11 protein-coding genes are annotated in these 14444 nt (G+C 68.2%); 7 read left to right on the top strand and 4 right to left on the bottom strand.

The genetic code is table 11. The annotated features are described in order from the left end of the window. Positions 1–156: 156 nt before the first annotated feature. From A5663_RS21525 to A5663_RS21500, 6 genes are all read left to right on the top strand, one after another. The gene (locus A5663_RS21525; protein ID WP_231976865.1) at positions 157–606 is read left to right on the top strand and encodes a hemerythrin domain-containing protein; all 450 of its coding nucleotides are present in this window, start codon (positions 157–159) and stop codon (positions 604–606) included. Positions 607–632: 26 nt separating this feature from the next. Next, positions 633–1256 (top strand): TIGR03085 family metal-binding protein, encoded by a 624-nt coding sequence (locus A5663_RS21520; protein WP_068153759.1) that lies wholly within the window; start codon positions 633–635, stop codon positions 1254–1256. Positions 1257–1299: 43 nt separating this feature from the next. After that, positions 1300–2232: an LLM class F420-dependent oxidoreductase gene (locus tag A5663_RS21515; RefSeq protein WP_068153782.1), complete on the top strand. Its 933-nt coding sequence runs from the start codon at positions 1300–1302 to the stop codon at positions 2230–2232. Positions 2233–2255: 23 nt separating this feature from the next. Continuing rightward, positions 2256–2735 (top strand): hypothetical protein, encoded by a 480-nt coding sequence (locus A5663_RS21510; RefSeq protein ID WP_068153758.1) that lies wholly within the window; start codon positions 2256–2258, stop codon positions 2733–2735. Between the two features lie 108 nt (positions 2736–2843). Beyond that, positions 2844–6029 carry an adenylate/guanylate cyclase domain-containing protein gene (locus tag A5663_RS21505; protein WP_068153757.1) on the top strand — a complete coding sequence of 1062 codons (3186 nt, stop codon included), beginning with the start codon at positions 2844–2846 and terminating at the stop codon, positions 6027–6029. Between the two features lie 2 nt (positions 6030–6031). Further along, positions 6032–7267: a glycosyltransferase gene (locus A5663_RS21500; protein WP_068153756.1), complete on the top strand. Its 1236-nt coding sequence runs from the start codon at positions 6032–6034 to the stop codon at positions 7265–7267. On the opposite strand, the gene A5663_RS21495 is transcribed toward A5663_RS21500, so the two are convergent. The 4 genes from A5663_RS21495 to A5663_RS21480 form a co-directional block, all read right to left on the bottom strand. Further along, complete coding sequence (locus A5663_RS21495; protein WP_068153755.1) at positions 7264–8757, bottom strand: dynamin-like GTPase family protein; 1494 nt, start codon at positions 8755–8757, stop codon at positions 7264–7266. The two genes, A5663_RS21500 and A5663_RS21495, sit on opposite strands and share 4 nt — an antisense overlap. Positions 8758–8810: 53 nt before the next feature. After that, the gene (locus A5663_RS21490; RefSeq protein WP_068153754.1) at positions 8811–10658 is read right to left on the bottom strand and encodes a dynamin-like GTPase family protein; all 1848 of its coding nucleotides are present in this window, start codon (positions 10656–10658) and stop codon (positions 8811–8813) included. A 106-nt stretch (positions 10659–10764) separates the two neighbouring features. Continuing rightward, positions 10765–11775 carry an IniB N-terminal domain-containing protein gene (locus A5663_RS21485; RefSeq protein WP_068153753.1) on the bottom strand — a complete coding sequence of 337 codons (1011 nt, stop codon included), beginning with the start codon at positions 11773–11775 and terminating at the stop codon, positions 10765–10767. 317 nt (positions 11776–12092) lie between these two features. Next, positions 12093–12629 carry an IniB N-terminal domain-containing protein gene (locus tag A5663_RS21480; protein WP_068153752.1) on the bottom strand — a complete coding sequence of 179 codons (537 nt, stop codon included), beginning with the start codon at positions 12627–12629 and terminating at the stop codon, positions 12093–12095. 225 nt (positions 12630–12854) lie between these two features. Here A5663_RS21480 and A5663_RS21475 point away from each other — a divergent pair. Further along, positions 12855–14444: Hsp70 family protein (locus tag A5663_RS21475; RefSeq protein WP_156744599.1), on the top strand; the 1590-nt coding region annotated here is incomplete at its 3' end.

Genomic DNA, 14444 nt, shown 5'->3' with positions numbered 1-14444 from the left:
CACACCGTGGTCAAGGTCGGCCAGCCACCCGTTCCGGCCAAGACACATCGTCGCCGTACCGCGCAGCACGCAATGATGCCGGTTGTCGACATGGCGTGAGCATCTGCTTGCCGAGTAGCGTCGGTATCGATGTGCCAGTACTGCGGTTGCCGGGATATGCCGCTCATCCGCGACTACATCGCCGAGCACGCGCATGTGCTCAACCTCGGCGCCGACGCGGTCCGGGCGATCGACCGCGGCGACCTCGAGTCCGCGCGACGGCTGCTCGCCGAGATGGCCGCCGAGCTCCGACGGCATTGGCGAGGTGAAGAGAACGGCCTGTTCACGGTGATGGCACGCGAGGAGATGTTCGCCGAGCACATCGCCCCGCTCATCCGCGAACACCGCGAACTCGACGAGCTGCTCGCCACCGTGGACCTGACCCGCCCCGAAGATCAGGCCACGATTCGCGACGCGGTGGAAGAACTGTGGGAGCACACCAGAAAAGAGGAGGACGGCATCTTCCCGGCGGCGCTGACCTCTCTGGACGGCGACGAATGGGATGCCGCGATCGAGGCCTGGCACGACGCCCACCCCGGCCGGGAGATGGTCAAGTGGAGCGTCTGACACCCGCTCGTCCCTAAGGTGGACCGATGACCGCAGCACAACGGGAGCGCGCCGCGCTCGTCGAAACCATGCGCAGCGTCGGACCGGATGCGCCGACCCTCTGCGGCGACTGGACCACCCGCGACCTCGCCGCACACCTGGTGGTCCGTGAGCGGAGGCTCGACGCCGCCCCCGGCATCATGATTCCCGCCCTGGCCGGATACACCGACAAGGTGCAGCGGCAGACCGCCTCGAGCACGGAATGGAACGACCTGCTCGACAAGGTGGCAGCAGGACCGCCCGTCTACTCGCCGTTCAAACTTCTCGACCCGGTGGCCAACATGGGCGAGATGTTCATCCACCACGAAGATGTCCGCCGCGCCCAATCCGATTGGGAGCCAAGGCCACTCGATGACGCGACAGTCGGGGCGCTCACCCGGACGCTGCCGCTCATGGCCAGGATGACGTTGGCCAAGGCGCCCGCGCGGATGACGCTGCAGACACCGCAGGGCAAGGTGATCGCCACGGTCGGAAAGGGTCCCGCGCTGACCATCACCGGTGAACCGTCCGAACTGCTGCTGTTCATCTCCGGCCGCGACGCCGTTCGACTCGAGTTCGACGGCGACGCCGGGACCGTGGCCGCGGTCCGGGCCAACCGTCGCGGGCTGTGACGTCGACCCGCCGCGTCCTAAGCTGGCGGCCGTGAGCTCACCGCTGGATTTCCGGGTTTTCGTCGAACCTCAGCAGGGCGCGACTTACGCCGACCAACTTGCCGTCGCCCGCGCCGCCGAAGACCTCGGCTACTCCGCGTTTTTCCGGTCCGACCACTACTTGGCGATGAGCGGTGACGGCCTTCCCGGTCCGACCGACTCCTGGGTCACGCTGGCCGGAATCGCCCGCGAGACGCCGACGATCCGGCTCGGGACCATGGTCACCTCGGCGACGTTCCGTCATCCCGGGCCGCTGGCCATCTCGGTCGCACAGGTCGACGAGATGAGCGGTGGCCGCGTGGAATTCGGTATCGGTGCGGGTTGGTTCGAGGCCGAACACCAGGCGTACGCGATTCCCTTTCCGCCGCTACGCGAACGATTCGACCGGCTCACCGAGCAGTTGGAGATCATCACCGGCCTGTGGACGACGCCGCAGGGCCAGACGTTCGACCACTCCGGTGCGCACTACACAGTCGTCGACTCCCCGGCGCTGCCGAAGCCGGTCCAGTCGCCGCACCCGCCGATCATCATCGGCGGACAGGGCGCGAAGCGGACGCCGGCGCTGGCCGCGCAGTTCGCCGCCGAGTTCAACGTGCCGTTCGTGCCGCTGGAAACGGCGAAGACGCAGTTCGAGCGCGTCGCCGCAGCGGTATCGGCAGCTGGGCGGTCCGCCGACTCGATGACCTATTCCGCGGCGTTCGTCCTGTGCGCGGGGCGCGACGACGACGAGATCGCCCGCCGGGCCGCCGCGATCGGCCGCGAGGTGGACGAGCTGCGCAGCAACTCCCCGACGGTCGGCACGCCCGCCGAGATCGCCGACAAGCTCGGCCCGTTCGTCGACGCCGGTGTACAGCGCGTCTACCTGCAGGTGCTGGACATGTCCGACCTCGCCCACCTGGAGTTCTTCGCCGGCGAGGTCATCCCGCAGATCCGCTGAGCGAGCGCCTACTATCAATTCCCGTGGCGCGATACGGACCTCCAGAGGACCCGAACTACCCCGACAACGAACCCACGGCCTACATCGACTACGGCGACGGCGGCTACCCGCCGCCCGAGGAACCGGTCCCGTGGTACCGCAAGCCGGCCGCGCTCGTGGCGCTCGGCGCGCTGGGCGCGCTACTGATCGCCTTGATCGTGTGGCTGCTGGCCAGCCTGATCACCGGCGGCGGCGACTCGACCCGGCCCACCACGCTGACGCCACTGACCACCACCTCCCGATCGGTCAGCACCACCACGACGACGACGGAGGTCACTGAGACCACCGCGGTCACGACGACGACGGAACCGACGACGACGACGACAACCACTACGACGGCGCCGACCACCACGACCACCACCACGACGACAACCACGACCACCAGCCCCACTACGAGCATCAGCACGAGCACCGAGACGATCACCGAAACCGTGACGGCCCCGCCGGCGCCGCCGGGCGCCTGAGGGGCGGTTGCCCACCGCCGGACCCCCGGCTTGCCGGTTATCGGCCGCTTCGCCGCGCGATTTGCGATCATCGGAAGTGGTAATTGACGGCGCGGGAGATACCGGGGGATGGCCGTTCCATCCAGTGACATCGCGAACCTGTGTGGGCCGTGCGGCCACGGCCTGCGGGATGGTGCGCGCTTCTGTGACGCCTGCGGTGCCCCGGTTTCCCGTCCGCGGGACGACGGTGAACGCAAGAACGTAACGGTGTTGTTCGCCGACGTGGTCGGCTCGATGAAACTCGCGGCACGACTGGACGCGGAGCGACTGCGAGAGCTCATGAACGACCTGCTCAACCGCGCCGGCGCGGTGGTGCAGCGCTACCAGGGCACCGTCGACAAGTTCACCGGCGACGGCTTGATGGCCCTGTTCGGCGCACCGCGGGCTCTCGAAGACCACGCACTGCGTGCGTGCATCGCCGCGCTGGAGATCCAATCGGCCACCCGAGAACTCGCCGGCGAAGTGCTCAGCCGCGACGGGGTCGCGCTGCAGCTGCGTGTCGGCTTGAACTCCGGCGAGGTCATCGCCGGCGAGATCGGCTCCGGCCCCGGCAGATACACCGCGATCGGTCATCCCGTGGGCATGGCCCAACGAATGGAGGCGGCCGCTGCGCCGGGCGCGGTGTTGTGCTCGATGTCGACAGCTCAGCTGGTCGCAGACACCGCACGACTCGGTCCGGTCCGCGATATCGCGATCAAGGGCAGTGACACCCCGGTGCCTGCCCGGGAGCTTCTCGCCGTCCGATCAGACCGAATCATCCTGGGCCGCAACGACGGAGTGATGCTGGGCCGCGCCGCCGAGTTGAACCGGCTGCAGAATCTCTTCGAGAGCCGTCGCACGGCGCTGGTCGGGATTGTCGGAGCCCCGGGTCTGGGCAAGAGCCGACTGATTCGTGAGTTCAGCACGGTGGCGGCCGGCAGAGGCGCCGATGTGGTGACCGCCCGGTGCGATGCGCATACCACGACGCTCGCGTTTCGCGCCGTCACGCGCCTGCTGCGGGCCATGTTCGAGGTCGACGAGCAGACCGATGCCGATGCGCGCACGAAGACATTGGCCGCCTCTGACCTCGAACCGGACTCGGCGGATGCGCAGATCCTGTTCGACGTCATGGGAATTGCCGATCCGAGCGCACCTCCCGTGCAGATCGGCGTCGACGGCCGGCGGCGACGCCTGGTCGATGTGATGACCCGGGTCGTGCGGGCGCATCCGAGGAGAATCGTGTTCGTCCTCGACGACGCTCACTGGATCGACGAGCCGAGCGACGCCGTCCTCGCCGATTTCGCCGCCACGCTCACCCAGACCACGTCGATGTTCGTGACAACCTATCGTCCCGAGTTCCACGGGGCTCTGCACCACGATGCGCACTACGTCCTGGCGCTGGAACCACTGACCAGTTCAACGCAGCTCGAGCTGATCGGCCAGATTCTCGGTACCGGCTCCTCCCTTGACGGTGTTGCCGAGCGGATCGCCGACGCCGCGGCCGGCTATCCGTTGTTCATCGAGGAGATAGTGCGTGACCTCGCCGGTCGCGGCGTACTCGCCGGAAGCCGCGGCAACTACCGGCTGGCTGCGAGTATCGGCGAGATAACCGTTCCCCCAACGGTTCAGGCGGTGCTCGCGGCTCGCATCGATCGGCTGTCGGCCGAGGCGAAGGCCATCCTGAATTCGGCGGCTGTGATCGGAACGCAGTTCGATGTCGACACCCTCAAGGTGCTGCGTCCCGAAGTGCCGCCACAAGGCTTGGTCGAACTGGTCTCCGCCGAGCTGATCGATCAAACGGAATTCGCGCCGCGACAACGCTATTGCTTCCATCATCCGCTGGTACGCACGGTGGCCTACGACTCACAGCTGAGCAGCACCCGGTCTCGGGCGCATCGCCGCCTGGCCACCGCCATCGAAACCCACGATCCGAGTGCCACCGACGAGAACGCGGCGCTGATCGCCGCGCACCTCGAAGCGGCCGGTGACCTGCCGGACGCATACCGCTGGCGCATGCGGGCAGCTGATTGGCTCCGCCAGCTGGATCTGCGCGCCGCCCGCGTGGAATGGGAAAGCGCCCGCCGCATCGCCGACGAACTCAGCGACGATCGTGCCGGCGTCATCGACATGCGCGTCGCACCGCGCGCCATGTTGATGTCCACCCTGCTCTACACCGGTGACTCGTCGAATACTGACGAACAATTCGAAGAGTTCCGTGACCTCGCGACAGCGGCCGAGGACCTCAAGTCACTCGCCCTGGGCACAGCCGGCCGCATCTTCTCATTGAGCATCAACGGCTTTCGAATCTCCGATGCCGCGGCGATGTTGCCGCAACTTGATGCTCTTGCTGCCAGCCTCGAGGTCGACGCCGACACCAGGGGGATAATTCTGAACGCAGTGGCTTATGTCCGATTCGCCAACTGCGAGTTCGAGGCAGCTCTGCGAACCGTCCGCGCGATCATCGACCAACCGGATGTGTCGACGGTAGAGATGGCGCCCGCGGTGGCGCTTCGCGGGGTTGTCGAGACATGCCTGGGCTACCCCGCGGTCGGCCGGCGCAATCTCGTTGCGGGAACTCGTGATGCGCGCTCGCTGCCGGCGGTCAACTATGCGTCGGTGCAGATCTACTGGGCGGTGCTGCTGACCCTCGGCTTGTGTGAAACAACCGATCTGGTCGGCGACATCCGCGATGCCCTCAGCCGCGCAGAGGCGTTCGGCGACATCTGCGGAATCGTCATCGCACAGTGGGCCTGCGGCACCGTCTTGCTGCGGGACGGCCGCGAGCACCGCGACGAAGCAGTCGATTTGTTGAGGAGCGCGCGGACGAACATCCTGAGACACCGGGTGGGCGTCGTCGGATTGACCACGATCATCAGCGATCTTGCGGTGGACGCCGCACAGCATGGAGCAAGAGACCGGGCCATCGACGAGCTCCGGGCACTGCAGTCGACAAGCACCGGGGGCTCGCTGGTGTTCGGCGTCGTCCCGACAGAGGCTCTGGTGGATCTTCTGGTCGAGCGAGGGACAGATGACGACCTGATGGAGGCAGGTCGAATACTCGATCAGTGGCCCGAACGCAGTCCCGGCATACCAGCACTCGAACTGTGGTGGCTGAAGTGTGGCGCGCTGCTGGCCAGAGCCGAGAACCGGCCGGCTGCCTACGCTGAACTGGTCGGCAGGTATCTCGACCTGTGCGAAACGCTGGATGCGCGAGGAAGATTGGCCGAAGCACGCATGCTTTTCGACGAGTCGGTCGCGCAAGCGCGCACGGTCTGAACATGGCGACGATACTGGCCTACACCTCGCCCGCACTGGGTCACATGTTGCCGATCAGCGCACTGCTGGCGGAGTTGTCGCGCCGCGGCCACACCATCCATCTGCGCACGCTGTCCAGCGCGGTCGAGATGGCGGCGGGCATGGGCTTCGACGCCGCAGCGATCGACCCACGCATAGAAGCCATTCCGCTCGGCGACGGGAACACGACCGACCCGCGTCGGGCCTTGAAGATCGGTGTCGCCGCTTTCGGCCGGCGCGCCGGATACGAAGTCACCGACCTCACAGCAGCCATCGCGGACGTTGCACCCGATGCGCTGCTGATCGATGTGAACTGCTGGGGTGCGAGGTCGGCCGCCGAGGCCGGTGACCTTCCCTGGGCGTGCTTCTCGCCCTACACGCCGCCGATGCGGTCGCCCGGCGTGCCGCCGTTCGGACTGGGCCTCAAACCGATGCGGGGAGTGCTCGGCCGAGCGCGCGACGCGGCGATCGACGCTGTGGTCACGAGATCGATCGAACGGGCAATGCTGCCGTCCGTCAACGACATTCGTGCCGGTGTAGGCCTGGCCGCGGTCCCGACCGCCGACGAGTACCTACGGCGGGCCCCCCTCATGATGGTGGCCACCGGCAAGCCGTTCCAGTACGAGCAGACCGACTGGGGCGACGCCGTCCACATGATCGGGCCCTGCGCACTGGATCCCGGTGGTGACACCACCCCCGATTGGTTGGCCCGAATCGACCGGCCGATTGTCCTGGTGACCACGTCTTCCGAACCACAGGCCGACGCGAAACTCGTCTCGACAGCGGTGGCCGCCTTGGCCGATGAACCCGTACACGTGGTCGCGACTGTCCCGGCCGGCCCGCCGACGGCGTTACCGACGGCAGCCAACGCCACGGTCTGCGAGGTGGTGCCGCACGGAGCCGTCCTCGCCCGTGCGGTGTGCGCGATCACCCACGGCGGCATGGGCGCGACCCAGAAGGCGCTGTGGCACGGCGTACCCGTGTGCGTCGTGCCGTTCGGACGGGACCAGTTCGAGGTCGCGCGCCGCGTCGAGGTGGCGCGATGCGGCACCCGACTGCCCGCGAAGAAACTCTCGGTACCGCGGCTGCACGCGAAAGTGCAAGAGGCACAGACCATGACGGAGGGCGCGCGGCGCGTCGCAGCGGGATTCGCCGCCACGGGCGGCACCGCCCGGGGCGCGGACCTCTTCGAACAGCGGGTGCTGGCTGGGCGTCGCTAGGCTCCGCGCGCCGCGTAGGCGGCGACGAGCGCCTCGGCACTGCGCACCGCCGCCCGGCACGCCCGCGCTGTGAACGGGTCGTTCAACGGGTGGTCGGCGCGCCTGCGCCAGCGCTGCGCGGCCGCGAACGCAGCGCGTGGGCCGTCGTACGGATTGTCCGGTTGCAGACCCAGCCGGCTGGCCGCGTCGGTGCCTGACCCACCGATGATCCGGCGCAGCGACGCCATCTCGTCCTCGTTCAAAGTCGTTGGCCGTGAACGTAACTGGCTCAGCAGCCGAAGCTCCTCGAACGCGTGGGTGTCGGCCAGCAACGGGTCGATGTCGGCCAGGATGTAGGGCGTCGCATAGATCGGATTGTGCTGCACGAACTGCCGCAGCGACACCAGCGCGGTGTGCGCCTTCAGCAGATCCGAGCGCTGCGCGAACTGCTGGTCGATCACGTCGCGCAACGCCACCAGGCCGCTGCGCTCCAACAACTCGTCGGCCAACGCGACCGAATCACCGACCCCGGCGCGCAGCACCGCGATCGAAATCCGGATGCCGAACATGCCGAACCGGTCCAGCAGCGCAGCCCGCGTCGCGGCGTCCACCGGCAGCGAGCTGTCCTCTCGCACAAAGCGGTCCGCCGACAACATCGTCTTCGTCAGCTCGGCCGCGTCGACCGCGGCGAGTTTCTCCAGCGCGACGAATTCGCTCTGCCGCAAAGTCCGCGCCGTCAACGCGAGCAGGCCTGACACCGGCACCACCGCCTGACAGGTGCCGGTCCGTTCCATCTCCGCGGTGAACCGGGTCGCGACGTCCTTGGCCGAGAGCATCGCGTCGATCCGTCCGGCCCCGATCTCGTCCGCGCGCGACGCGACCCCGATGACACCCAGTGCGCCGGTCGAGCCGCCCACCAACTCGCCGATCTGCTTGAGCAGCGCGATATCCGCGGCGTTGAGCGTGCGCAACAGGAAGACCACGGCATCGACACGCGGCACCCCGTCGTCGGGTACGAGCAGGCGCAGCGTGCGTTCGGACACGTCGCGGTTCAGCGACGACGTGCCGGGGGTGTCGATGATCGTGGTGTCGATCAGTTCGGCGGCCGGCCACTCGACGTCGAGGTCGAGGACGTCCTCGGCGTCGAGGGCGGCGAAGTCGAAGGTCAGCCCGCCCGCGGCCGGATCACGCCCGATCGGCACATTGGACCGCCTGCCGCCACGGTGATTCGCCGTCACCTTCGGCGTGGGCCCGTGCCGGAACCACGTCACGATCCGGGTGGCCTCCGTGGCGTCGGTCGGCGCAATGTCCTCCCCCACAAGGGCATTCACCAGTGTCGACTTACCGGCCTTGAGGGTGCCCGCCAGCGCGATGCGGATGGGCTGGTTGAGCCGGCCGCCGATGCGTTCCAACTCGTTGTGCACGTCGGGCCGCTGACGGTACGCAGGGTCGGCCCGGTAGGCCTGAATCGTTCCGCCCAGGATCGCGCGCACCTGATCGCTCGTGCTCATCGCGCTCCTCGGCTCTCCTCCCGCCCGGGAGTCCAGCTTAGATACCGATGCTGCTAAGTCGTCGCCACGGGTTCGCGAGCGGAGTCGGTGGGCATCAGCTTCACCGCGTGCTCGGTGACCTGGTTGAGGATGTTGAGTTGACGCTGCAGTTCCTTGATCCGGTTGTTGCGTTCGGCCTCCTCGACCTGCGCCGCCGCCACCGTCGCTTGCAGCGACTCGTTGAGCGACCTGGTCGTCTGGTTCGCGATGCCGCGGTAGTGGTCGCGCAACTGGCGCTGGATCGCCTTGAGCCGGTCGCGTGATTCCTTGCCGACTGCGAACTGAGTGTCGTCGATGAACCGGCGGGTGTTCGCCTTGGCCTCGTTACGCACCCGCAGCATCCGGTTGTCCATGTTCTCGCGGTACGCGGTGCGGCCCATCAACAGACCGGCGCCCAGCGAGATCGGGTTGAACATGCCCAGGCCCGCGAACGAGGTCATCATGCCGAACATCAGCACGCCGCCGTAGGAGCCCTGCATGCCCATGGTCAGCTTGCGGCCCTTGCCGACCGGCTTCGCCTCCAACCGCGCCAGCGACTTCATCTCCCCCAGGTTGGCGCCCATGTGGCTGGGGTCCAGCTGCGGCATGCTGACCGCATCGAGACCGGCCTCGACGAACGTGCGGCCGACTTCGGCGGCCAGCACCTCAGCTCGCTGGTATGCCCACACGAAGTTGTCGCCGACCGCCGTGGCGACGGCGTTCTCGAGCTCGGCGCCGATCTCGGCCCAGTGCTGGGTGGGGTCGCACGTGTCGATGACCTTCTCGATGTGCTGGCTGATCAACCGGAACCGTCCGCGCAGGTCGTGGTCGACATCGGCGGTCAGATCGGCGATCCCGTCGTTGAGCACCTGTTGCCACAGCGCCGTCTGCTGCAGCGCGTCCTGGGCCTCCTGCTTGCGCCGCTCCAGATCTGCCCTGAGCCGGTCGCGGGCGTCGGGGTCGTCGAGCGCCAACAGCTCCGCTTTGACCTTGAGCGTGAGATGCTCTGCCGCAGCGTAGATTTCGTTGACGACGTGATCGCGGATCCGGTCCTTCTGGCGCCCGAGCACCTGCTCGGTGAGGAACCTCACGATCGCGGGGAAGTTCGACTCCTCGTTGAGTTCCTTGTCGTTGAGCTGGATCGCATGACTGCGCAGCAGTGACGACGCCGGGATCACCGGAACGGCCAAGCCGGCACGCTGCAGGTGAGCCTTGTTCGCCTCCACGATCTGGCGCCAGTGCGGATAGAGGTCGGTCTTGGTCGCGACGACCGTTGCGACAGGGCAGATCTCGAAAGCCTGACGCATGAACGTCATCTCGGGTTCGGTGAACTCCTGGCTGGTGTCGCTGCACATCAATATCGCGTCGGCGTCAGGCAGCAGCCCCAGGGTCGCCGAAAGATGCGGCTGGCCATGACCGCCGACACCGGGGGTGTCGACGAACGCCAGGCCGTTCTTGAGCAACGGGCCGGCCGCGGTGACCTCGACGCGGATCACCTCTCGCCCGCGCGCCTGCGGCGCCCGGCGCAGATCGGTCTTGATGTCGGCCATCGGGACCTCGACGGCTTCGGGCTCCTCGCCCTCGCCCCGCGCGACGATCAGCTTCGCGCTCGCCGTCTCGCCGTAGGTCACCACCGTCGCCAGCACCGTCGTCTCGTCGTCGCCGACCCGCGCGACCGGGACACTGAGCAGAGAGTTCAGCAACTGGCTCTTGCCCTGCTTGAGCTGGCCGGCGACCACGACCCGGATCTGCGGGTCGGCGATGCGGGTCTTGGCCCGGGCCAACCGCTCGACCAGATCGCCGCGATCGTTGGCATCGGCGATCTTGCTGGTGTGGTCGATCAGCTCGACGATCACCTTGCGGGGGTCGGTGGGTTGCGTCATGGAGTCCTCATGTCTGAGCGGCGGGTCGGCCGCTGAGTCAACGGTAAACGTGCCAACTGGCGGGGATCGCCGATTGATCCCCGCCAGTTGTGCGCTGCGCTCTTACTCAGAACAGGCCGGCGTCGACGTCGGTGTGGACGTCGGTGTGCGCGTCGATGTCGGTGTGCACCTGACCGGAGTTGTCCACCGAGTGGTCCTGCACCGAGTTGTCGACCGAGTTGTGCACCGAGTGGTCGATCGAATGGTCGTCCTCGATGCTCGCCCCGCCCGAGATCCCGCCGGACACGCCGCCGTCGATGCCGCCGACGGTGGTCTGGTTGCCATCGACGTGGCTGGTGGTCGTGTCGCTGTCGTTGATCACGATGCCCCCTCCGGAGCCACCGGCCCCGCCGGCGGCGTTGCCGCCGTCGTTGCCCAGCCCGATCAGGCCGCCGCCGCCGTGGCCACCGGCCGCCCCGCCACCGTTGCCGCCGCTCATGTCGACGTCGTTGATGACCGGGCCGTGGTTGCCGGAGACGACGTTGCCGCCTGCTGTCTGGTCGCCGCTGTCGTCGAGGCGGTTGTGCTCGCCCATGTTGACGTTGGAGTGGTCGATGTCACCGGTGTTGACGTTGCGGTTGCCGTCGCCGACCACATTGCCGTCACCTTCGACGGAGGTGGCGTCGATGTGGCCCGCGGTGCCGGTGTTGACGACCCCGCCGTCGGTGGCGGTGTTGGTGGTCTTGTTGCCGAGGGTGATGTCACCGAAGTCCAGGTCGAAGTTGCCGACGCCCTGCTGCTGGTCCTGGCCGGCGTGGTTGACCATGTTGGTCTCCGGGCTCATGAACCGGGTGTCGTTGTGGCTGAGCGTGTCGTTGTTCGACCACAGATCGGTCTGCCGCTGCGGAGCGAACGCGATGCCGTGCGTCTGGGCAACCGCCTGCTGCAAACCGAGCACGGGATCACCGCCGCCGTGCATCACCGCAGCCGGCGCCACAGTGGCGGCGACGGCCTGCACCTGTGCCGCCGAGACGTTGCCGAAACCGGCCTGATGCAGTTCGCGGTCGGGGTCGGCGACGAACGCCGCGGCGGAGACGGGATCGCGGAAGAGGTTCAGAAACCAGTCGATGAGGTTCATTGTCGGTCCTTTCAAGAGGCTGGCCACCGGGTGGTCCGGCGAACTGATGACCACGGTATGGGCGGCGGGACGGAGCAGAAACGGGGTCGCAACCCCTGCCTGCGGCCTCCCGCCCGGGGATGGGACTGAGGGGTTCATTAGGGGATTAGGGGGACCCGCGGGGTTCTCCCCGCCGGCGAAATGGCTGGGCACCGCGCTTTCGTCACGAATTGTGCGGCTGGCGACGCGACACGCCGAGACAGTGTCGGAGAACGCACAATCGAAACGCAGAAATGCGCGGCCCCGGCGAAGGGACCGCGCACCGGCGTCGCTGATCGTCAGTCGAAGATGTCGAAGCCACCGGCGTCGACGTTCAGCTCGTGCAGGTGGGCCACCCCGTCGCTGAAGTCTTCGATCGTCGGCACGTCGTGGACGGCCGGCTCGTCGATGACCGGATGGTCGATGACGGGATGGTCGAAGTGCACTGAGCCGTCGGCGACACCGGCGGTTTCCGGTACGTCCGGATGCAGGCCCGCATCTGCGCCCGGGTCAGCGATGACAGCGGTGTGGACGTCGTCGAACGCGTCGGCGGGCAGATGGTCCCCGAACGCGTCGAACGCGGCGGTGGCCGCCCCGCTGCTCCACACGTTGCCGGCCGCTTCGACGATGCCGCCGTCCAGCCCGTGGGCCGGAACCGTGGTCGGCAGCGAGGACAGCGACTCGGACACCACCGGGATCAGGGCGTGGACATCGGCACTGGTCACATCCGGCAGGTGGGCGTCGAGAAGAGCCTGATCAGGGTCGGCGGCGAAGCGGGCCGCAACATCGGGATCCCGAACCACCGACATCACGAAGTCGAGCAACTCGTTGGCCATGAAACGCCCTCCTCCCTCGAACAGATAAGTGACTAGATGTCTGAGAACCGATGCTATCGGCGGTCCCCTGCTTCGGCGATCGGTGCGGAGCCCAGCTCCGAGGCCGAGCCGTTAGGGGGCGGACCGTTAGGGGATTTCGCCGCACTAGGGGCAGCTCCCAGGTTCGACCGGGCTCAGCCGCTATCGTGATGGACGGGCCCAGAGCACCCAAACGTAAAGGTGGAGATGAGCGACTCACTCGGGTTGTCGATCGGATCGACCAACTTGGTGGCGGCCCGAGTCGGCCGCCCACCGGTCATGCGCCGTTCGATCCTCACCGTCTTCGACGATCGTGCGCCCGAGGTCGGCATACCCGGCGAGAACCCCAACCTGAACCAGCCCGGAACGGTGCTGAGCGGCTTCGTGGAACGGGTCGGTGACCCGGTCCCGCTGGTCGCGGCCGACGGCTCGCCGCACCGCGGGGAGCGGGTGCTGGTCGAGGCGCTCGACGCGATGGCTCGCACGGTCGGCGGCGGCGCGCCCGTCGTGATCGCGGTGCCCGCGCACTGGGGGCCGGCCACCGTGGGTGCCCTGCGGGGCGCACTGCGCGCGGCTCCCGCCCTCGCTCCCGAAGGGGTGGCACCCGCGCTGGTCGCCGATTCGGCCGCCGCGCTCGCCGCTCTGCAGGCCGCGCCGGGGCTGCCGTCGGACGGCGTCGTCGTGCTGTGCGATTTCGGCGGCAGCGGAACCAGCATCACGCTGGCCGACGCCGGCGCCGACTTCGCCTCGATCGGGGAGACGGTGCGCTACGCCGACTTCTCCGGTGACCAGGTCGATCAGGTACTGCTCAACCACGTCGTCGCGGGCATCGCGGCGGCCAACAACGCCGACCCTGCCGGCACCGCAGCGGTCAGCTCGCTGGCGCGGCTGCGCAACGAGGCGCGGCAGGCCAAGGAGCGGCTCTCGGCCGAGACCGCAGCCGTGGTGCACGCGGAGCTGCCCGGTTTCAACTCGGATGTACGGGTGACGCGCACGGAGCTGGAGCGCCTCATCGAGGGACCCCTCGCCGGCGTGCTCAACGCGGTCGAAGAGGCCTTGCAGCGCAACAACATTGCGCTGAGCAACGTGTCGGCGGTGGCTACCGTCGGTGGCGGTGCGAACATCCCGCTGGTCACCCAGCAGCTGTCGACGCGCCTGCGTGCGCCGGTGATCACCACTCCGCAGTCCCAACTGAACGTCGCCGCGGGCGCTGCGCTGATCGCCGACGCCGCCGACGCTGCGACCGGTATGGCCGCGGTGGCCGATGCCCCGACCGGGATGGCGCCGACGAGCATGTCGGCCGCGGCGTGGGCGGCCGGCGCGGCGGGAGTGGCGGCCGCGGAGTCAGCGTCAGACGGAGCGGGTTCTGCGACGTTCCGGGCGCTGGCGTGGTCCCAAGACGACTCGCCGGCAGGCGAGCCGGTGCCCTACGCCGGTGAGGACTACACGTTCGAGCCGGGCGTTACCGGTGCTCGCCCCGCGATGGAATTCGCCCACGAGGAAGAGCGGTACGAGCCCGAGCCCGCGCCGCTGCCGTGGTATCGACGGCCCGTGGTGCTGTTCGGCGCCGCGGCCGCGGCCGCCCTGTTGGCCGCCGGCGGCCTCGCCGTCACGCTGACGAGCACCAGCGGCGACACCGGCCCGGTGACCGTAATGGTCTGCGGCGCAGCCGAAGTCGTTCGTCCGGGGGACGGTCCCGTTTCGACCGTCGTCGCGGTCTCGGTCACCGGGCCGGTGTCGCCGCTGGTGCTCGTCAGCGTGACGGCGAGGCCGCCGGCGGCCAACAGGGCGGCCGCG

It is taken from the genome of Mycobacterium sp. E740, from assembly GCF_001672895.1.
In the GTDB taxonomy this organism is placed as follows: Bacteria; Actinomycetota; Actinomycetes; order Mycobacteriales; family Mycobacteriaceae; genus Mycobacterium.
The sequence above is the reverse complement of the archived record's forward strand: the minus strand, read 5'-3'. Positions and strand labels throughout refer to the sequence as shown.